We start from the raw sequence: 19,229 nt of genomic DNA on the forward strand, positions 1-19,229 counted from the left end.
CCTACCCTGGGATACCGTCACAACTGACCGGCGCGCCAGCAAGGCCGAGCCAATCCTGCAACTGAGAAAAATGATCGATGGACAACCGAGGCTCATAGACACGCAACGCCTCAAGCGACATCGCACCATGACCGACCGCAACCGAATGCATACCCGCGTTACGCGCCATCAACAGATCAAACGCCGAATCCCCAACCATCAAGGCACGCGAGGGCTCGACACCGCAATGCGCAAGAATCTCTTCAAGCATCAACGGGTGGGGCTTGCCCCGGGTCTCGTCGGCGGCACGGGTAATATCGAAGTAATGCTCCCAACCATTGGCCTGAAGCACACGATCGAGGCCACGGCGCGCTTTTCCGGTCGCAACGGCCAGGCGATAACCATCGGCCCGAAACGCTTCGAGCGCCTCGACAACACCGTCATACAACGGCGAAGGCTGCTCGTCCAATGCCATGTAAACATCGGCATAGTGCTGCCGGAACGCCGCCACTGCCACCGCATCAAGCGACGGATACAAGGTACTGATCGCTTCAGGCAAGGCCAGACCGATAATCCCCTTGACCGCCTCGACCTCACTGCGCGGATGACCACTGCGATCTGCCGCCAGGTGCATCGCCTCGACAATGCGCCCGATCGAGTCGGCCAGCGTGCCGTCCCAATCGAAGATCAGCAGGTCGTACTCACGGCGCACTCAGACGCTCCACGGTCTTGGACCACATTTCGTCCACTGGCGCCTCGACCTTGAGCACGCCGCCATCAGGCAGCGGGACGCTCAAGGCATAGGCATGCAGGAACAGGCGCTTTCCGCCCAACTCACGAATCTCGCGGGTAAAGTCTTCATCGCCGTACTTGCTGTCGCCAGCAATGCAATGCCCGGCATGCAACGCATGCACACGAATCTGGTGAGTACGCCCTGTAACAGGACGCGCCTCGACCAAGGTGGCGAACTCCCCGAAACGACGCAGGACACGGAACAGGGTCAACGCCTCCTTGCCCTCGGGGTTCACCTCGACCATCCGTTCACCGGAACGCAGGTTGCTCTTGAGCAACGGCGCACTGACCTGTTTCTTGGCCGTAGCCCAATGGCCGCGCACCAGTGCCATGTAGCGCTTGTCTACACCATCACCGCGCAATGCCGCATGCAGGTGGCGCAGCATGCTGCGCTTCTTGGCGATCATCAGCAGACCCGAGGTATCCCGATCGAGGCGATGGACCAGCTCCAGCTCCTTGGCATCGGGACGCAACTGACGAAAGGCTTCGATCACACCAAAGCTCAGCCCGCTGCCACCATGCACGGCGATCCCGGCAGGCTTGTTCAGCACGATCAGCGCCTTGTCTTCGTAAACAATGGCCGCTTCCAGGCGCTGCAGCAAACCCTGGGCAACCGGAGCCGGCTCGTCGCGCTCAGGCAGGCGAACGGGTGGCACGCGCACCACGTCGCCGGCCTGCAATTTGTACTCAGGCTTGATCCGCCCCTTGTTAACGCGCACTTCGCCTTTACGCAAAATGCGGTAAATCAAGGTCTTGGGAACGCCCTTGAGTGCGGTGATAAGAAAATTGTCGATACGTTGGCCGGCAAGTTCCGGCGCGACCTCAATCAGCTGAACGCCGGGGGTCGGAGGGGTATTGGTCGTCATTTGCGCATCATAACAATTTTTTATGGATTTGAAGCACTTAATGATTGCTGCTATAGTCGCGAACGCCGCCAAAAGCGGCTGGCCAGCGGACCAATGGCTTTGAGCCGGCCCTGACCTACGCAATTCTCGAGGACGCGAGGCCGTCCGACGGGGTGTTTGCCAGTTTACAAAATGCCTGGATTAGCCACCAGCGCCGACGAGAGAAGACCGATAAAAAACAAAAAGAGCGGTGCATTACCCTCCCTTCACGTTTTTTTTCGATGCCGCCCGTCGGTGCAATCGCTTCCACGCAGGTGTGGTGAACGCTTCGGAAATACAAGCCTTAGCCATAAATGCGCGGGCTCCCGTACGGAGCCGGCGATAAATGCAACCCGTTGCGGATTCAGCGCGCGGCAGCACCCGAATTATCAGGGATACGTGTAGGGTGGAGATGCACAACCGTCGGACCGTGTAGTAATGCGTCCGGTCGACAGGCCTCTACGGGCCCGCTCGTCCAGACCCGTTCTTGATCAAGATGCCCCCGTGGCATCCATGGCCGAAGGCTGATTCCTCCTCCTGACTGAGTGCATTTGACACCACAGCTAGCAGGACGCGTCGTCGCGACTTCGGCAGCACTGGATTCCAGTCAGGCCGAATCTCGCTAGACACGGGAGTGGCCCGCCACCCCTGACGCACCCTGACACCGACCGTGAGAAGTCGTGTGTGCCGAACGCCGTTTCCGGCAGCCCGGAAACCGACGGTACTACATGAAAAGAATGCTGATTAACGCGACTCAACCCGAAGAGTTGCGTGTTGCTCTGGTGGACGGCCAACGTCTCTACGACCTGGATATCGAGTCCGGTGCTCGCGAGCAGAAAAAAGCCAACATCTACAAAGGCCGGATTACCCGGATCGAACCCAGCCTCGAAGCCGCATTCGTCGACTTCGGTTCTGAGCGCCACGGCTTCCTGCCGCTGAAAGAAATTTCCCGCGAATACTTCAAGAAGGCCCCAGAAGGCCGCGTCAACATCAAGGAAGTACTGAGCGAAGGCCAGGAAGTCATTGTCCAGGTCGAGAAAGAAGAGCGTGGCAACAAGGGCGCAGCCCTGACCACCTTCATCAGCCTGGCCGGTCGTTACCTGGTGCTGATGCCGAACAACCCGCGTGCTGGCGGCATCTCGCGCCGCATCGAAGGCGAAGAGCGCAACGAACTGCGCGAAGCCCTCAATGGCCTGGTCGCACCTGCCGACATGGGCCTGATCGTTCGCACCGCCGGCCTGGGCCGCAGCAGCGAAGAAATGCAATGGGACCTGGACTACCTGCTGCAGCTCTGGACTGCAATCAAGGAAGCCTCCCTGGACCGCGCCGCACCTTTCCTGATCTACCAGGAAAGCAACGTCATCATTCGCGCTATCCGCGACTACCTGCGCCAGGACATCGGCGAAGTACTGATCGACAGCATCGATGCCCAGGAAGAAGCCCTGACCTTCATCCGCCAGGTGATGCCGCAGTACGCCAGCAAGATCAAACTCTACGAAGACAGCGTTCCGCTGTTCAATCGTTTCCAGATCGAAAGCCAGATCGAAACCGCCTTCCAGCGCGTCGTCGAACTGCCATCGGGCGGCTCGATCGTCATCGACCCAACCGAAGCACTGGTCTCCATCGACATCAACTCGGCGCGCGCCACCAAAGGTAGCGACATCGAGGAAACCGCACTGCAGACCAACCTGGAAGCGGCCGAAGAAATCGCCCGCCAACTGCGCCTGCGCGACATTGGCGGTCTGATCGTCATCGACTTCATCGACATGACGCCGGCGAAGAACCAGCGCGCCGTCGAAGAAAAGGTCCGTGAATGCCTGGAAGCCGACCGCGCACGCGTTCAGGTTGGCCGCATCTCGCGCTTCGGCCTGCTGGAAATGTCCCGCCAGCGTCTGCGTCCATCCCTGGGCGAGAGCAGCGGCATCGTCTGCCCACGCTGCAGCGGCACCGGCATCATCCGTGACGTCGAGTCCCTGTCGCTGGCCATCCTGCGCCTGATCGAAGAAGAGGCCCTGAAGGACCGCACTGCTGAAGTCCGCGCCCAGGTGCCGATTCCAGTCGCAGCCTTCCTGCTCAATGAAAAACGCAACTCGATCACCAAGATCGAACTGCGTACCCGCGCACGCATCGTGATCCTGCCAAATGATCACCTTGAAACCCCGCACTTCGAAGTCCAGCGCCTGCGCGATGACAATCCAGAAGCGCTGAGCGGCCAGTCCAGCTACGAAATCGCCGCCACCGAGACCGAAGAAGTCCAGCCGGTTGCCGCAACGCGCACCCTGGTTCGCCAGGAAGCCGCAGTCAAGACTGCACCAGCCCGCGCCAATGCACCGGTACCTGCCGCACCAGAGCAGCCTGCCGCCCCCGTGCACGTCGCGCCCGAGCCAAGCCTGTTCAAAGGCCTGGTCAAGTCGCTGGTCAGCCTGTTCGCCAGCAAGGAAGCGCCTGCCGCCGCACCGGTCGTGACCGAGAAGCCAGCCGCCGAACGCCCACAGCGCAACGAAGAGCGCCGCAGCGGTCGCCAGCAGAGCCGCAGCCGCAACGGTCGTCGCGACGAAGAACGCAAGCCTCGTGAGGAACGTGCCGAGCGCGCCCCGCGCGAAGAGCGTCAACCTCGTGAAGCCCGCGAAGAGACTCAGGCCCGCGAAGAGCGTGCACCTCGTCAGCCTCGCGAAGAGCGTCAACCACGTGCCCCACGCGATGAGCGTCGCCGCGAAGAGCGCGTTCGCGAACTGCGCGAACCACTGGATGCCACTGCACCTGCCGCAGCCGCCGCTGCACCGGCTGCCGCACCAGCTGTACGCGAAGAACGCCCTGAGCGCGCACCACGCGAAGAACGCGCACCACGTGAAGAACGTGCGCCTCGTGAAGAGCGAGCGCCTCGCGAAGAGCGTGCACCACGCGAAGAACGTGCGCCGCGCGAAGAGCGCCAACCGCGTCCGCCACGTGAAGAACGCCAGCCACGCCCAGCCGAAGCGACCGCCGAAGCGACCGAAGAGCAACTGCCAAACGAAGAGTTGCTGCAAGAGGAAGCCGAAGGTGCCGATGGCGAGCGCCCACGTCGCCGCTCGCGCGGTCAGCGTCGCCGTAGCAACCGTCGCGAACGTCAACGTGATGCCAATGGCAACGTCGTTGAGGGCAGCGAAGAAGCCACTGAAGAGTCGGGTGCAGAACTGGCAGCGGGCCAGGTCATTGTTGCAGACGTAGCCGCCAGCAACATCGGCGCCGAAGTCGAAGCACAGGCCAACCCGCAAGCCGAAAGCGCTACCGTTGCTGTCGAAGCACCTGTAGCCGCTACCGAGGTCGCTGCACAGGCTGCCCCCGCAGTTGAAGCCGCACCGGTAGAAGCCGCACCTGCAGTCGTAGAAGCCGCTGTAGCCGACATCGCGCCAGTTGCCGAACAGCCTGCTGCGCCGGTAGAAGCCGTTGAAGCGGGTGCTGCTCCAGTCGTGGAAGTCACCCCGACTGTCGAGGCTGCGGTCGAAGCCCCTGTCGTCGCCAAGGAAGCCGAGCCTGTAGTCGAAGCACCTGCTCCAGTCGTGGTCGAAGCGCCCGCCGCCGAACCGGTAGCAGCTGCCGAAGCACCTGCCCTGCCGCTGCCAAGCAGTGGCCGTGCGCCAAACGACCCACGCGAAGTACGTCGTCGCAAGCGCGAAGCAGAGGCTGCAGCAGCCGCGGCGGCGGCTAAAGCCGTTGAGGCACCGGCGGCTGTCGAAGCGCCAGTAGAAGCCCCCGCAGAAGCCGAGCAACCGTCCACCGAAGCTGCCGTAGCAGCAGAAGTGACCGAGCAAAGCCCGAAAGCCCTGGAAACCACAGAAGAGCATAAACCGCTCGCCTGATTTCCAAGGCTGAAAAAAAGCCCCGCCAGTTGATGCTGGCGGGGCTTTTTATTGGCGGAAAACTCAACCTGAATAACTACCTGCGATGCCGCACACTGCGGCTTCGCGGCACTCAGTACAAATTAGGCTCCATCTCCAACTCGACACCAAAGCGCTCGAGGATATCGACCTGGATCTTTTGCGCCAGCCGATGAAGCTGCATGCCACTGGCCTGGCCGTAGTTGACCAGCACCAATGCCTGAAGGCGGTGTACGCCAGCATCGCCATCGCGATAACCTTTCCAGCCAGCCAGTTCGATCAACCAGCCGGCCGCCAACTTCACCTGACCATCCGCCTGAGGGTATGCCACAAGCCCCGGGTGAGCCTGGCGGATATGTTCGGCCAGCGCAGCAGGCACGACTGGGTTCTTGAAGAAACTCCCCGCATTCCCCAGCTCGGCTGGATCAGGTAGTTTTTCCCGCCGAATACTGCAAATAGCATCGCTGACATTCTGTGCGGTTGGCTGCTCGATACCCTGCTCGCTCAACCGCTGGCGCACCGGCCCATAGTCCAGGTGCAAATGCATGGCCCGGCTCAGTGCAAAGCGTACTCGTAGAATCAGCCAGCGCCCGGGGTTACGCTTGAACAGGCTGTCACGGTAGGCAAATGCACAGTCTTCAAGGGTGAACTCACGCAACTCACCCGTTTGGCGATCCAGTGCGGTCAGCCCGACAAATACATCCTTGATCTCGACGCCGTAAGCACCAATGTTCTGCATCGGCGCAGCACCGACCGTGCCCGGAATCAGACTGAGGTTTTCAAGCCCCGCCAATCCCTGCGCCAGCGTCCACTGGACAAACGCATGCCATGGCTCACCCGCCTCTGCTTCCACGATCACTCGCTGGCCGTCATCACTGAGCATCCGCACGCCGGTACTGGCCATGCGCAACACCAATGCCTCGACGTTGGCCGTGAGCAACAGGTTGCTACCGCCACCAATCACCAGCACCGGCCACTGCTGCGCAGCCGCATAGGCCAGCAGCTCCCGTACATCCGCGTCAGTGTGAGCCTCGGCAAAATGCGCTGCACGCACATCGATGCCGAAAGTGTTGTAAGGCTTGAGCGAAACATCTGACCGTACCTGTACGCTCATAGACGTCCCCTCAGCTCGATAACCAGCGCCCTACAGGCGTCCTCGATCAGATCAAGCACCCGCTCGAAACCCTGTTCACCGCCGTAGTAAGGGTCTGGAACTTCATCAACAGCCCCCTCGAAGCGACGCAGAAACAGGTCCAGCTCTGCCTTTGCCTGCGCTGGGCGCATCGCCTGCAGATGACCCAGGTTACTGTTGTCCATCGCCAGGATCAGGTCGTAACGCTCGAAATCCGCCGCACTCACCTGCTGCGCACGCTGCTGGGACAAATCATAGCCACGCAACTGAGCCGCACGCCGGGTACGGCTGTCTGGCGGGTTACCGACATGCCAGTCACCGGTTCCGGCCGATGCCACCTCGATCACCTCAGCCAGGCCCGCCTCCTTCAACTGATGGCGCAAAACACCTTCAGCGGTTGGCGAACGGCAGATATTGCCCAGGCAGACAAAAAGAACCCGCATCAGGCCTCCAGCAAGCGCCGTACGCGCTCAAGGTCTTCAGGGGTATCAACCCCAACCGGCGGGGCTTCCAGGGCATCGGCCACATGGATACGCACACCGTTCCAGAGTGCTCGCAACTGCTCAAGCGACTCGGTTTTTTCGAGCCAGCACGGCCCCCAACCAACAAAGTCCTGCAGGAAACCGGCGCGATAGGCGTACATGCCAATGTGCCGGCGATACGGCACACCCGACGGAAGCTGATCACGGCTCTGCGCAAAGGCATCACGGGCAAATGGCAACGGGGCACGACTGAAGGTCAGGGCCAGGCCGTTGCAATCGCTAACCACCTTGACCGCGTTAGGATTGAACAGGGCTTCGACGTCGCTAATCGGCTCGGCCAGGGTGGCGATACCTGCCTCTGGATGAGCGGCCAGGTTAGCCGCCACCTGATCAATGATCACCGGAGGAATCAGGGGTTCGTCACCTTGCACGTTGACCACGATCGCGTCGGCAGGCAGGCCCAACTGAGTCGCCACTTCGGCCAGACGATCGGTACCCGAATCGTGATCCTCACGGGTCATCAGCACTTCAGCGCCAAAGGCCTCACATACCTTGAAGATCTCGGCATCATCAGTGGCTACCACCACCCGTGCCGCACTGCTCTTGCGCGCCTGCTCCCAGACATGCTGGATCATCGGCTTGCCGGCGATCAGCAGCAGCGGTTTACCCGGCAGCCGGGTGGAACGCAAACGGGCCGGAATCACTACCGTGAACGCTTGGCTCATTTCTCCAGGCGCTCTTCGTCAGTCAAGGTGCGGGCTTCGCTCTCCAGCATGACCGGAATACCGTCGCGAATCGGGTACGCAAGGCCCGCACCCTTGCTGATCAGCTCGGTCTTGTCAGCGCTGAGCTTGAGCGGACCCTTGGTGATGGGGCAAGCAAGGATGTCGAGCAATTTGGTGTCCATGGAAATTCCTCAGGCCTGTGGCCGGAAAAAGAAAAGGTTCAGGGTTGCCGGTGACCGGGCAGCAAACGCGTCAGTTGGTCGTCGAACCAACGAGCAAAGGCCGGAGATGGCACGGCATCCACTGCAAGGTACCACCAGTCGGCGGCGGCGAAGGCACGGCATTTCACCGCATCCTTTTCGGTCATCAGCAGCGGCAAGGAAGGCGTAAAGCTCAAGGCTTCGGCGCTGTAAACCGCATGATCGGCAAAGGGATGAGGCTCTGGTCGCCAGTTTAGCCCCTCCAAGGTATTGAAGAAACGCTGCGGATTACCGATTCCGGCCACGGCATGCACAGCCTGACCGGGCGGAAAATGATCGACACCGCAGCGCTCGCCACTGCGCACATTGACCAGCGCAGCAGGCTCGAGCCGAAAGGCATAGCCTTCGTCGTTGTCGGCTGCAGCGCCATTGAACAGCACCGCATCGACCTCAAGCAGACGCTCGACCGGCTCGCGCAACGGACCGGCCGGCAGGCAGCGGCGATTACCCAGGCCCCGTGCGGCATCGATCAACACCAGCTCCAGGTCACGAGCCAAGCGGTAATGTTGCAAGCCGTCATCACTGAGGATCAGGTCCAGCGGCTCGGCGGCCAACAGCGCCTGGACCGCTCGCGACCGGTCGGGATCGATCATCAGCGGCACACCGCTACGCTGAACGATCAACAGCGGCTCATCGCCCGCCTGAGCGGCTGACTGCTCTGCGCGCACACGCCAAGGTAACTGCGGCGGCGTGGCACCATAACCGCGGCTGACCACACCGACACGCAGCCCCTGGCGGCGGCAGTGCTCGATCAGCCAAAGGATCAGGGGCGTCTTGCCAGTACCGCCGACGGTGATATTACCGACCACCACCACCGGTACCGGGGCACGGTAACTGCTGCTCTCACCAGCCAGAAAACGCTGGCGCTTTCGCAGCACCACACGCCGGTAGAGGGCTTCCAGCGGCCTCAACAGGGCCAGGGCCGGATGCCCTGCATACCAGGCCTTGAGCAAGTGATCGGCAAAGGCCATCAAGGATTCCCCGGCGCTGCCTCGACCGTGGTCATGCGCAACTGGCTGAAGCCCAGCTTGCCTGCAGCGTCCATTGCGGTAACCACCGCTTGATGCGGCGTCTTGCCATCAGCACTGATCGACAACGGCAACCGAGTATCACCACCCGACTCCTTTTGCAGGGCATCGGTCAGCGTTGCCAGGTCACTTTTGGGCAGCAGGTTATTGTTCAGCGAATACACCCCTTCAGCACTGATGGTGATCTCCAACTGCTTGAGCTCCGACTCCGGGGCAGGCGTGCCACTGGCGGCTTCCGGCAGTTCGACGCGCAACTGGGTTTCGCGGGTGAAGGTAGTGGTCACCACAAAGAACAGCAGGAGGATGAACACCACATCGATGAGTGAGGCCAGGTTGATGTCCACGGTCTCCCGTGGCTTGCGCCGGAATTTCACGCCTTGCCCTCAGCCAGGTCGACATCACGGTCACCCTGGACCACTTCGACCAGCTTGATTGCCTCCTGCTCCATGCCGACCACCAGTTCATCGATGCGCCGCTGCAGGAAACGGTGGAAGAAGACCGAAGGGATACCGACCATCAAGCCTGCTGCCGTGGTGATCAACGCCTTGGAAATACCGCCGGCCAGTACCGAGGCGTTAGCCGACATCCCCGTGCCCATGAACGAGCTGAAGATATCGATCATGCCCAACACCGTACCCAGCAGGCCAAGCAGTGGTGCCATGGCAGCAATGGTGCCCAGTGCATTGATATAGCGTTCCAGCTCGTGGATGACCCGGGCAGCGGCTTCTTCAATGCACTCTTTCATGATTTCGCGACCATGCCGCGAGTTCGCCAGGCCCGCTGCGAGGATCTCGCCCAGTGGCGAATCGGCACGCAGGGCCTTGAGTTTATCGCTGTTGAGTTGCTTGTCCTGAATCCAGCGCCAGACCTGACCCAGCAGGTGCGGCGGGGTGACACGGCTGGCGCGCAGGGTCCACAGGCGCTCGGCGACGATCGCCATGGCGGCGATGGAGCTCAGAATGATCGGCAGCATCATCCAACCGCCAGACTTGACCAATTCCCACACAGTAACGACCCCCTCGAAAAAGTCCGCCACTTTACCATAGGGCTTCCGCCGCTCGCAGGTCGTCATGTCGGCTAGCGCCAGAAGCGTTGCTGGCGACGCATCCCCTGAGGCTCGCCGAAACTCCCCAGGCGCCAATAGACCGCGCCTTCCAACGCACTGTCATAGGGGACAATACCCAAGTGTCTGTAGCGCGCCATCACCTCGGGATGGGGATGACCAAACGCGTTGTAACGGCCGCGTGAAATCAGGACGCCCCTGGGTGCCAACGCCTCAAGAAATGCCTGGCCAGAGGCGCTTCGACTGCCATGATGAGGGGCTTGCAACCAATCGACGCGGGGCTCTGCCGTTGCCTGCAGCCAAGCCCGCTCACCTTCCGCATCGATATCTCCGGTCAGCAACAATCGCTCCCCGGAAGCCTCGACCAATAACACGCATGAGCCTTGATTGCTGTCGCCTGCCTCGTGCCATTGCCACACAGAAAACCGTACCCCATCCCACTCCCAGTGTTCACCGGCAACACAGGGCTGGGCCTGCAAGGCCTGGGGCAACCTCTGCACCTCACCGGCCAGTACACGTGCAACCGGCAAACCACGCTTCACCGCCAGCGCGCCTCCGGCGTGGTCGGCATCCGCATGACTAAGCAGCATCAGGTCGAGTGTGCTTACACCCAGCTTCAGGAGCGTAGGCAGTACGATGCGCGCCCCCAGATCGACCTCTCCCATGGCCGGTCCCGCGTCATACAACAGGGCGCGGTGACGGGTACGCAGAATAAAGGCCTGCCCCTGCCCTACATCCAGCTGCCAGACCTCCAACTGCCCCTCCGGCACCTCATCACGCGGGGCAAAGACCGCCAGCAGCACAGCGGGCCAGCCTAATATCCGCATCGGCAACCCTTTGGGCAATAACACCAGGAACACCCCAAGGCAGACCAGCAGCCATGCCCATAACGGCAAGGCCGCCGGCACCCAGGCTGGCTGCCAATCAGCGACCTGCCCGAGCACGCGAAACAGTACATCCAGCAAACCACCCGCCAACCACAACAAGCATGCACCGAGTACCGGCACATCAAGCAGTAACGTCCCCGCCAAGGCGACCGGCAACACCAGCACGCTGATCCAGGGCACCGCCAACAGATTGGCCAGCGGCGCACTGAGGCTCACGGGCAATCCAAGCACCAGCAAGAACGGAAGCAACCCCAGGGCAATCATCCATTGCGCCCGGGTCCACGCCTGCCAGGCACGCCAGGCGCCCAGCCGCCCGCTGAATGTGAAGATCAGGATGGCTACCGCACCGAAGGACAACCAGAACCCTGGCTGCAGACTGGCCAGCGGTTCAATCAGCAGTACCGCATTGAGCGCCAGCAGCCACGGCAGCATGACCCCCAGATGACGAAAACGCAGACGCCAGAGCAACACCACCGCCAACATGATGCAGGCCCGACGCACCGGCACCTGAAACCCGGCGAGCATGCCGTACGCCAACGCCGCTGCGAGCGCCAGAACACACGCGGCAGGCAACCAGGGCACTGCGCGCGGCCAAAGCCCGAAACGCGCCAGCGCGGCTATCAGGGCATAGACCAGTCCCGCCAGCAGACCGATGTGCTGCCCTGAAATCACCAACAGGTGCACCGTGCCAGTCGCCTGCAACGCTTGCCAGTCCGCCCGTGTCAGGCCACTGCCATCGCCAAGTACCAGGGCAGCCAGCACGCCCTCGCGCCCTTGAGCATCGACCGCCATCAGCCGTTGCCGGATACCGTCACGCCAGACCATGTTCGCTGACGACAAGCGCTCACCAGCCTTGACGCTACCGGTGGCACCGATGCGGCGCGCCAACAGGGTCATTTCCTGATCGGCAATATGGGGGTTGAGCAGACCGAGCGGGCGCTTGAGGCTGACGGCAAGCCGCCAGCGCTCTCCACTGTTGATCGGTGGCCCGCCATACCAGCTCAGACGCAAGCGCTTCGGCAACTGGGCGCGGCGTGAGCTGGCCTCGGCAAACTCAAAGCGCACGAACTGAGCATGGTGCTCAGGTAAGCCAACCACCCGTCCCTCCACCCACAATGTGCGACCGTCCAGCGCTGGCGGCAAGCGATCATCCAGCGCGTCTTGCGCCGATAGACAGCCCCAGCAAAAACCCAGCAGGAAACACCCCAAGGGACGGGCCCGCGACGGCAGACAGCACAGCCCAAGCAGTATCAGCGCAAGCAACACCCCGACCGAAGGCAGCGCAGGAAGCCATCGCAGGCATAACAGCCCGAGCGCAAGCGCAACCATCCCTGTGCGCATGATCTGAAGCTCCTGAAAAAGAATCCCCCCAGAGGCTTAGATCAACGACGGCAAAGGTTCGCTTATTAATTGTCACAAAGTCTGAATTGGAGGCTTTTAGAATCCGTGCATACTGACGGATCAAGAACGCCGAGAACCCACATGCCGCGTCGAATTTTCAAACGCTACATGCCCGATCCGACCAGCATTCGGGAACACAAATCCTTACGCTTTCTCGGGCGACTGCTGCACGACCCCAACCTCTGGCACCTGAACCGTCATTCGGTGGCACGGGCCATGGCGGTCGGCCTGTTCGCCGCATTCATACCGATTCCGATGCAAATGTTGCTGGCCGCCAGCCTGGCGATCATGGCCAGGGGCAACATGCCGATTTCAGTCAGCCTGGTCTGGCTGACCAATCCGATCACCATGCCTCCGGTGTTCTTCTGCACCTATCAGATGGGTGCCTGGTTGATGCAGATCCCACCCCGCACCTTGCCCGATGAGTTGACCTGGGAATGGATCACCAATCAACTGTCGACACTGTGGCAACCCTTCCTGCTCGGGTCGGTGGTCTGCGGCCTGCTATTGGGTGGGCTGGCCTACTGCCTGACCATGCTCTATTGGCGTTGGTGGGTGGGCAGGCAGTGGCGCCAGCGCAAGGGAAAATCAGCTACGCATTCCTCGACCACTGACCAGTAGCCGAACGCAGCCGACGTACAACACGGCGGTCGCTACCAGCATGAAACTGATGGCCACGCCAATACGAATATCGGAAACCCCCAGGATGCCATAGCGGAACGAGTTGACCATGTGCAGAACCGGGTTGGCCAACGATACCGTCTGCCAGAACGGCGGCAGCAGGTTGATCGAATAGAACACGCCTCCCAGGTAGGTCAACGGCGTCAACACGAACGTCGGGATAATCGAAATATCGTCGAAGTTGCGCGCAAACACCGCATTGATGAAGCCCAGCAACGAAAAAATCGTTGCCGTAAGCAGCACGACCAGCACGGTTACGCCCAGGTGGTGTACCTGCAGGTGAGTAAAAAACAGTGACAGCAGGGTCACGATGACCCCGACCGCCAAGCCGCGCAATACGCCGCCCAAGGTGTAGCCAATAAGGATGGTGTGCGGCGAAACCGGCGAGACCATCAATTCCTCGATGGAGCGCTGGAACTTGCTGCCAAAAAAGCTGGAAACCACGTTGCCATAGGAGTTGGTGATCACTGACATCATGATCAGCCCCGGCACGATGTACTCCATATAGGTGAAGCCACCCATATCGCCGATCTGCCGACCGATCAGGTTACCGAAGATCACGAAATACAAGACCATGGTGATCGCCGGCGGCAGCAAGGTCTGCGGCCAGATTCGGGTGAAACGGCGCACTTCGCGGTAGACGATGGTGTTGAGGGCGACCAGATTGCCGCGCAGCTCCGAACTCATACCGCCACCTTCGCCAGGTTTTTCTCCACCAGGGACACAAACAGCTCCTCAAGACGGTTGGTTTTATTACGCAGGCTTTGCACTTCGATGTTCTGCAGGGCCAGTTGGCCGAACAGTGCAGTGATGCCCATGGCCTTGTCCACCTGGACTTCCAGGGTGTGCGGGCTGATCAGGCGGCAGGGGTAGCCGGTCAGTTGCGGCGCCTGCCGCAGCTCCTGCTTGAGATCGAGCAAGAAGGTTTCCACATGCAACGAGCCCAGCAGTTTGCGCATGCTGGTGTTCTCGACGATGGTGCCGTGATCGATGATGCCGATGTTGCGGCACAGTTGCTCAGCCTCTTCGAGGTAGTGCGTTGTCAGGATGATGGTGATGCCCTGCTCGTTCAGCTCAGTCAGGAAACTCCACATCGAACGCCGCAACTCGATATCCACACCGGCGGTTGGCTCATCGAGAATCAGCAAGCGCGGCTCATGAACCAGCGCCCGGGCAATCATCAGGCGGCGTTTCATGCCACCGGACAACGAACGCGATGGCACGTTGCGCTTGTCCCACAGCCCCAGCTGGGTCAAATACTGCTCGGCACGAGCCTTGGCCACCTTCGACGGAATGCCGTAGTAACCGGCCTGGGTCACGACGATGTCGAAGGTTTTCTCGAACTGGTTGAAGTTGAACTCCTGGGGCACCACGCCAAGGCAGCGCTTGAGCGCGGCCGGCTCGCGGTCCAGGTCATGGCCAAAGACCTTCACCGTACCGCTGGTCTTGTTCACCAGGGTAGAGAGGATGCCGATGGTGGTGGATTTGCCGGCGCCATTGGGGCCGAGCAAGGCGAAAAAGTCACCTTCGGCGACATCCAGGTCAATGCCCTTGAGGGCCTGGAAGCCGTTGCCGTAGGTCTTGGTTAGCTGCCTTATGGACAGAGCAGAACTCATAACGGGTCTATGCACCAGTGTGGAAGGGTTTATGAACAACAGGCTGAGTGGCCATGGTGAGGGGCGCGGCCACACAAGTACAGTCAAGTCTATCGATAATAACTATCAGGATAAGCGCTGCAATCAGGTCAGCGCTGTCATCACGGCCGCCTGATAGGCAGGGCGTTCTTTCAGCCGTTCATACCAGGCGCGCAGGTGACGCATCTCTGGACGCTCGATCGGCATCTCGAACCAGGCATAGGCGAAACAGCCCAGCGGCACATCACCAACGCCGAGTGCATCACCGCTGAGGTAGGGTTGCCGGGCCAGCGCCTGATCGGCAATCGACAAGACCTGGGCGCAGGTCTTGTGCGCCGCGTTGATGGCTACCCAATCACGCTGCTCTGCCGGTGTACGCAACATGCCCCAAAACAATGGGCGAAACGGCGTAGCCAGGGAAGACGTGACCCAATCCATCCATTTTTCCGCCTCGGCCCGCTGCCGAACGTCGCTCGGGTACCAGTTCGAATCCGGCGCGTGACGTGCCGCCAGATAACGCACGATGGTGTTGGACTCCCACAACACCAGGCCATCCTCTTCGATCATCGGCACAAGGCCATTCGGGTTCTTTGCCAGGTACTCCGGCTCCTGAACCACACCGAAGGCTCCACCCGCATCAATCGACTGGTAGTCGAGGCCGAGCTCCTCGGCACACCAGAGCACCTTCCTGACATTGGACGAGTTCTTTCGACCCCAAATCTTGAGCATGACGAATCCTTGAGCCATTTGTGGTGCCCTCAGTCTAACCCAGTCGATTGCTCAGGTAATCGTTCGGCACACTCGACAGTGAACACCTGCCCACCACCACGGTCACTGATCTGGGGCGGCCGTTTGGACGATGCCGTCTACGCTGTCTGGGACGACCTATTGCCCTGACGTTTCACGGAGGAAGACCTATGTTGCTGTTGTGGTTTGTGGTTCTTGTAGTAGGTTCAGCCTATTTGATGCATCGCCGCATGGCTGTACCGCCCATTCTGGGCATCGTTGCCGCCTATTTGCTGGCAATGGGCCTGTTCAGCAGCGCGCCAACCTGGTTGATGGCCTTGCTCTGGTTTGCGCTGATCATCAAGTCTTCCTTTTTTTTGCTGCCTGAAATGCGCAGAAAATGGATCAGCGCCCCCTTGTTTGCCTGGTTCCAGCGCACGCTCCCGCCACTCTCACAAACCGAGCGCGAAGCGATCGAAGCCGGTACGGTGTGGTGGGATGGTGAGCTGTTCAGCGGTCGCCCGAACTGGAACACACTGCTGGCATACCCTAAGGCGCAATTGAGCGAAGAAGAGCAGGCCTTCATCGATGGCCCGACCGAGCAGCTCTGTGCGATGGTCAGCGATTGGCAAATCAGCCAGGATCTCGACTTGCCTGCCGAGGCCTGGGCCTTTATCAAGGAACAAGGCTTCTTTGCCTTGATCATTCCCAAGGCATACGGCGGCAAGGGCTTTTCGGCCTACGCACACTCCCAGATCGCCATGAAACTGGCAACCCGAAGCGGCGACCTAGCGTCCACCGTCATGGTCCCCAACTCACTGGGCCCTGCCGAGCTACTGCTGCACTATGGCACCGAAGCGCAACGCAACCATTACCTGCCTCGCCTGGCGCGCGGCGAGGAAATCCCCTGCTTCGCGCTGACCGGCCCACTGGCCGGTTCCGACGCCGGTGCGATGCCTGACACCGGCATCGTTTGCAAGGGCCAATGGCAAGGTCAAGAAGTCCTCGGCCTGCGCCTGAATTGGGAAAAGCGCTACATCACCCTTGGCCCGGTCGCCACCTTGCTGGGCCTGGCTTTCAAAGCGTACGATCCTGAACACCTGCTGGGCGAAACAGAAGCACTCGGCATCAGCCTGGCACTGATTCCTACCGATACCCCCGGCGTAGAGATCGGCAAACGACATCTGCCGCTTGGCGCCGCGTTCATGAACGGCCCAAACAGCGGCAAGGACGTATTCATACCACTGGATTACCTCATCGGTGGCCAGGCCATGCTCGGCAAAGGCTGGATGATGCTGATGAACTGCCTCTCCGTGGGGCGCTCCATCTCACTGCCGGCTGTGGGTACAGGCGCAGCCAAATACACCAGCCTGGTGACCGGCCAATACGCACGAATCCGCGAGCAATTCAACGTCCCGCTGGCAGCCTTTGAGGGCATCCAGGAATCCCTTGCGCGTATCGGCGGCAACGCCTGGTTGATGGACAGCGCACGCCTGCTGACCGCCAAGGCTATCGACCTCGGGGAGAAGCCATCGGTCCTCTCTGCCATTCTCAAGTACCACCTGACCGAGCGCGGCCGCGAGTGCATTCAGCACGCCATGGACGTTCATGGCGGCAAGGGCATCATCATGGGGCCGAACAATTACCTGGGCCGCAACTGGCAAGGCGCGCCGATCTTCATCACCGTCGAAGGCGCCAATATCCTTTCGCGCAACCTGATGATTTTTGGTCAGGGGGCAATCCGCTGCCATCCCTTTGTACTCAAGGAAATGGCCTTGGCTGGGCGTGAGGACCACGATCAGGCGCTCAAGGCGTTCGACGCCCTTCTGCTGCGCCACATCGGTTTTGCCGTGGGCAATGCCGCCAGCACCCTGATACTCAGCCTTGGCCTGGGACATTTCGAGAAAGCGCCGGGTGACGCCCTCAGCCAAGGCTATTTCCGCGCCCTGAATCGCCAGGCGGCTGCTTTCGCCTTGCTGGCAGACCTGTGCATGATGCTACTGGGGGGCAGCCTGAAACGGCGCGAACGACTTTCGGCTCGTCTGGGCGATGTGCTCAGCCACCTCTACCTGAGTTCGGCAGCACTGAAACGCTACTACGACCTGGAATCCCCCGACCACCTGCAACCGTTGCTGCGCTGGGCCATGGAAGAAAACCTCGGCCAGGCTGAAAAAGCCCTGGACCAGTTGCTCGACAACCTCCCCAATCGCTTCCTCGGCTGCGCCCTGCGACTACTGGTGTTTCCTTTTGGACGCCGCCATACCGGCCCAAGCGATGCACTGGACACTGAAGTCGCAGCACTGATCTGCCGAGCGAAAGGCGACCCGGCGCTGGAGGAACTGTTGTCCGGTTGCTACCGCCCAGAGGATGCCGAAGACCCGGTTGGCGCCCTGCACCATGCCAGCCAACAACTCGCCGCCAGCGAACCGCTGCAACACACCTTGCACCAGGCGCTCAAAAGCGGTCAGGTCGTGCCCGCGCCCGGGCAGTCCCCCATTGACGCAGCCTTGCAGGCCGGTGTGCTTCAGACCAGCGAAGCCCTCACCCTGCACGCCGCAGAACAGGCACGACGACGGGTCATTGACGTGGACGCCTTCGACAAGGATGCGCTGCTGCCGGTCGCCGGCAGGGTGCGTTAAAGGCAATCGAACCGGGACATCGGGCGCCGGGAGCCGTATACTCCCGCGCCCGTTTTGCTCAAGAGGATCGCCAGCATGGCCAACGCGCATCTGGATTACCATCTCAACCTGCTCAACCACCTGCGCACCATCCTGGTTGCACTGGGCGAGGCCGAACAGGTACCGGAAGAGAGCCATGGCCTGTTCCTCGAACGCTTCGACGAACTGCTGACGCAACTTCCGCAAGACCCACTGGAGAGCCAGTACCTGGGTCAGGACCTGATGTGCCAGGTCATCCAGCGCTACCCACAGATTGCCCATCTGGTACCACGCGACCTGCTGTGGTTCTTCGGTGGGGACTGCCTGCATTTCATGCCAGACGATGAGCTGGACCTGTATCAGGCACTGGAAGAACGCCGCTACGAAGCGGAGCAGAATGACGAGCCGTTCGACTGGAACCAGGAAAAACAGTTGCTGAGTATGTCGAACGACAACAGCAAGCACTAAGACCGCGCGATGGACTCAGGCGGGGCTTCTTACAGGTGCCCTGCCTGAAAGCATCAAACTACGCAGGCCTGATTCAATCTCAGGAGCACTGAATAACAACCGTAGTTTTTCAGAGGCAAAAAAAAACGCCGTTCAATCGAACGGCGTTTTCTTTGAATTGGAGCGGGAAACGAGACTCGAACTCGCGACCCCGACCTTGGCAAGGTCGTGCTCTACCAACTGAGCTATTCCCGCAAAATGGCGTCCCCTAGGGGACTCGAACCCCTGTTACCGCCGTGAAAGGGCGGTGTCCTAGGCCACTAGACGAAGGGGACGCTGCCCAAAACATGCAACGCATGTTTCAGTGACCAGATCAGAATCTTAGACCCTAACCTGGATTTTCTTACCAGCCCTGCCCTTGAGCAAGACCGTTAAAACTGGAGCGGGAAACGAGACTCGAACTCGCGACCCCGACCTTGGCAAGGTCGTGCTCTACCAACTGAGCTATTCCCGCATTGGCGTCCCCTAGGGGACTCGAACCCCTGTTACCGCCGTGAAAGGGCGGTGTCCTAGGCCACTAGACGAAGGGGACGC

General features: G+C 60.8%; 17 protein-coding genes and 4 tRNA genes. 4 read left to right on the top strand and 17 right to left on the bottom strand.

Translation table 11 applies throughout. The features are described 5' to 3' along the window. Position 1 precedes the first annotated feature (1 nt). Positions 2-691, bottom strand: a complete 690-nt coding sequence (locus IE038_RS21310; RefSeq protein ID WP_163937814.1) for an HAD family hydrolase — start codon at positions 689-691, stop codon at positions 2-4. After that, a complete protein-coding gene (gene rluC / locus IE038_RS21315) occupies positions 681-1,637 on the bottom strand; it encodes a 23S rRNA pseudouridine(955/2504/2580) synthase RluC (RefSeq protein WP_163937811.1) in 957 nt (318 codons plus the stop codon). The genes IE038_RS21310 and rluC overlap by 11 nt, the downstream gene beginning before the upstream one ends. Before the next feature lie 746 nt (positions 1,638-2,383). Here rluC and rne point away from each other — a divergent pair. After that, positions 2,384-5,494: a ribonuclease E gene (rne, locus tag IE038_RS21320; protein WP_189396240.1), complete on the top strand. Its 3,111-nt coding sequence runs from the start codon at positions 2,384-2,386 to the stop codon at positions 5,492-5,494. Between the two features lie 112 nt (positions 5,495-5,606). Here the strand turns inward: rne and murB are convergent, their stop codons facing one another. From murB to IE038_RS21360, 8 genes are all read right to left on the bottom strand, one after another. Continuing rightward, positions 5,607-6,626, bottom strand: a complete 1,020-nt coding sequence (murB, locus tag IE038_RS21325) for a UDP-N-acetylmuramate dehydrogenase (protein WP_163934872.1) — start codon at positions 6,624-6,626, stop codon at positions 5,607-5,609. Then, positions 6,623-7,087, bottom strand: coding sequence for a low molecular weight protein-tyrosine-phosphatase (locus IE038_RS21330; RefSeq protein WP_163934870.1), 465 nt, complete (start codon positions 7,085-7,087; stop codon positions 6,623-6,625). The genes murB and IE038_RS21330 overlap by 4 nt, the downstream gene beginning before the upstream one ends. After that, complete coding sequence (kdsB, locus tag IE038_RS21335) at positions 7,087-7,851, bottom strand: 3-deoxy-manno-octulosonate cytidylyltransferase (protein WP_163934867.1); 765 nt, start codon at positions 7,849-7,851, stop codon at positions 7,087-7,089. The genes IE038_RS21330 and kdsB overlap by 1 nt, the downstream gene beginning before the upstream one ends. Continuing rightward, on the bottom strand, positions 7,848-8,033 hold the full coding sequence (locus IE038_RS21340) for a Trm112 family protein (RefSeq protein ID WP_065761464.1): 186 nt from the start codon (positions 8,031-8,033) through the stop codon (positions 7,848-7,850). Before IE038_RS21340 ends, kdsB begins: the two co-directional genes overlap by 4 nt. Before the next feature lie 38 nt (positions 8,034-8,071). Beyond that, positions 8,072-9,082 carry a tetraacyldisaccharide 4'-kinase gene (gene lpxK, locus IE038_RS21345; RefSeq protein ID WP_189396241.1) on the bottom strand — a complete coding sequence of 337 codons (1,011 nt, stop codon included), beginning with the start codon at positions 9,080-9,082 and terminating at the stop codon, positions 8,072-8,074. Further along, positions 9,082-9,513, bottom strand: a complete 432-nt coding sequence (pocB, locus tag IE038_RS21350) for a flagellar polar localization protein PocB (protein WP_163934864.1) — start codon at positions 9,511-9,513, stop codon at positions 9,082-9,084. The genes lpxK and pocB overlap by 1 nt, the downstream gene beginning before the upstream one ends. Continuing rightward, the gene (gene pocA, locus IE038_RS21355) at positions 9,510-10,145 is read right to left on the bottom strand and encodes a flagellar polar localization protein PocA (protein WP_163934876.1); all 636 of its coding nucleotides are present in this window, start codon (positions 10,143-10,145) and stop codon (positions 9,510-9,512) included. The genes pocB and pocA overlap by 4 nt, the downstream gene beginning before the upstream one ends. Positions 10,146-10,216: 71 nt before the next feature. Further along, on the bottom strand, positions 10,217-12,430 hold the full coding sequence (locus IE038_RS21360; protein ID WP_189396242.1) for a DNA internalization-related competence protein ComEC/Rec2: 2,214 nt from the start codon (positions 12,428-12,430) through the stop codon (positions 10,217-10,219). Between the two features lie 141 nt (positions 12,431-12,571). Here IE038_RS21360 and IE038_RS21365 point away from each other — a divergent pair, with 141 nt between their 5' ends. Beyond that, positions 12,572-13,111: a DUF2062 domain-containing protein gene (locus IE038_RS21365; protein WP_163934861.1), complete on the top strand. Its 540-nt coding sequence runs from the start codon at positions 12,572-12,574 to the stop codon at positions 13,109-13,111. On the opposite strand, the gene IE038_RS21370 is transcribed toward IE038_RS21365, so the two are convergent. From IE038_RS21370 to IE038_RS21380, 3 genes are all read right to left on the bottom strand, one after another. Continuing rightward, positions 13,079-13,858 carry an ABC transporter permease gene (locus IE038_RS21370; protein WP_102053571.1) on the bottom strand — a complete coding sequence of 260 codons (780 nt, stop codon included), beginning with the start codon at positions 13,856-13,858 and terminating at the stop codon, positions 13,079-13,081. The two genes, IE038_RS21365 and IE038_RS21370, sit on opposite strands and share 33 nt — an antisense overlap. Continuing rightward, complete coding sequence (locus IE038_RS21375) at positions 13,855-14,787, bottom strand: ABC transporter ATP-binding protein (protein ID WP_163934859.1); 933 nt, start codon at positions 14,785-14,787, stop codon at positions 13,855-13,857. Before IE038_RS21375 ends, IE038_RS21370 begins: the two co-directional genes overlap by 4 nt. A gap of 123 nt (positions 14,788-14,910) precedes the next feature. Further along, positions 14,911-15,534 (bottom strand): glutathione S-transferase family protein, encoded by a 624-nt coding sequence (locus IE038_RS21380; RefSeq protein WP_163934856.1) that lies wholly within the window; start codon positions 15,532-15,534, stop codon positions 14,911-14,913. 188 nt (positions 15,535-15,722) lie between these two features. Between IE038_RS21380 and IE038_RS21385 the strand changes: the two genes are divergently transcribed. Then, entirely contained in the window at positions 15,723-18,170 is a 2,448-nt protein-coding gene (locus tag IE038_RS21385; RefSeq protein ID WP_163934852.1) for an acyl-CoA dehydrogenase, read from the top strand. Between the two features lie 75 nt (positions 18,171-18,245). After that, positions 18,246-18,656: a PA2817 family protein gene (locus tag IE038_RS21390; protein ID WP_189396243.1), complete on the top strand. Its 411-nt coding sequence runs from the start codon at positions 18,246-18,248 to the stop codon at positions 18,654-18,656. Between the two features lie 158 nt (positions 18,657-18,814). Here the strand turns inward: IE038_RS21390 and IE038_RS21395 are convergent. The 4 genes from IE038_RS21395 to IE038_RS21410 form a co-directional block, all read right to left on the bottom strand. Further along, positions 18,815-18,890, bottom strand: a tRNA-Gly gene (locus tag IE038_RS21395). A 4-nt stretch (positions 18,891-18,894) separates the two neighbouring features. Beyond that, positions 18,895-18,970, bottom strand: a tRNA-Glu gene (locus tag IE038_RS21400). Positions 18,971-19,073: 103 nt separating this feature from the next. Further along, positions 19,074-19,149 (bottom strand) — tRNA-Gly (locus IE038_RS21405). Between the two features lie 2 nt (positions 19,150-19,151). Continuing rightward, a tRNA-Glu gene (locus IE038_RS21410) sits at positions 19,152-19,227 on the bottom strand. Between the last annotated feature and the right edge of the window lie 2 nt (positions 19,228-19,229).

This window comes from Pseudomonas laurentiana, from assembly GCF_014648275.1.
GTDB classification, from domain to species: Bacteria; Pseudomonadota; Gammaproteobacteria; order Pseudomonadales; family Pseudomonadaceae; genus Aquipseudomonas; species Aquipseudomonas laurentiana.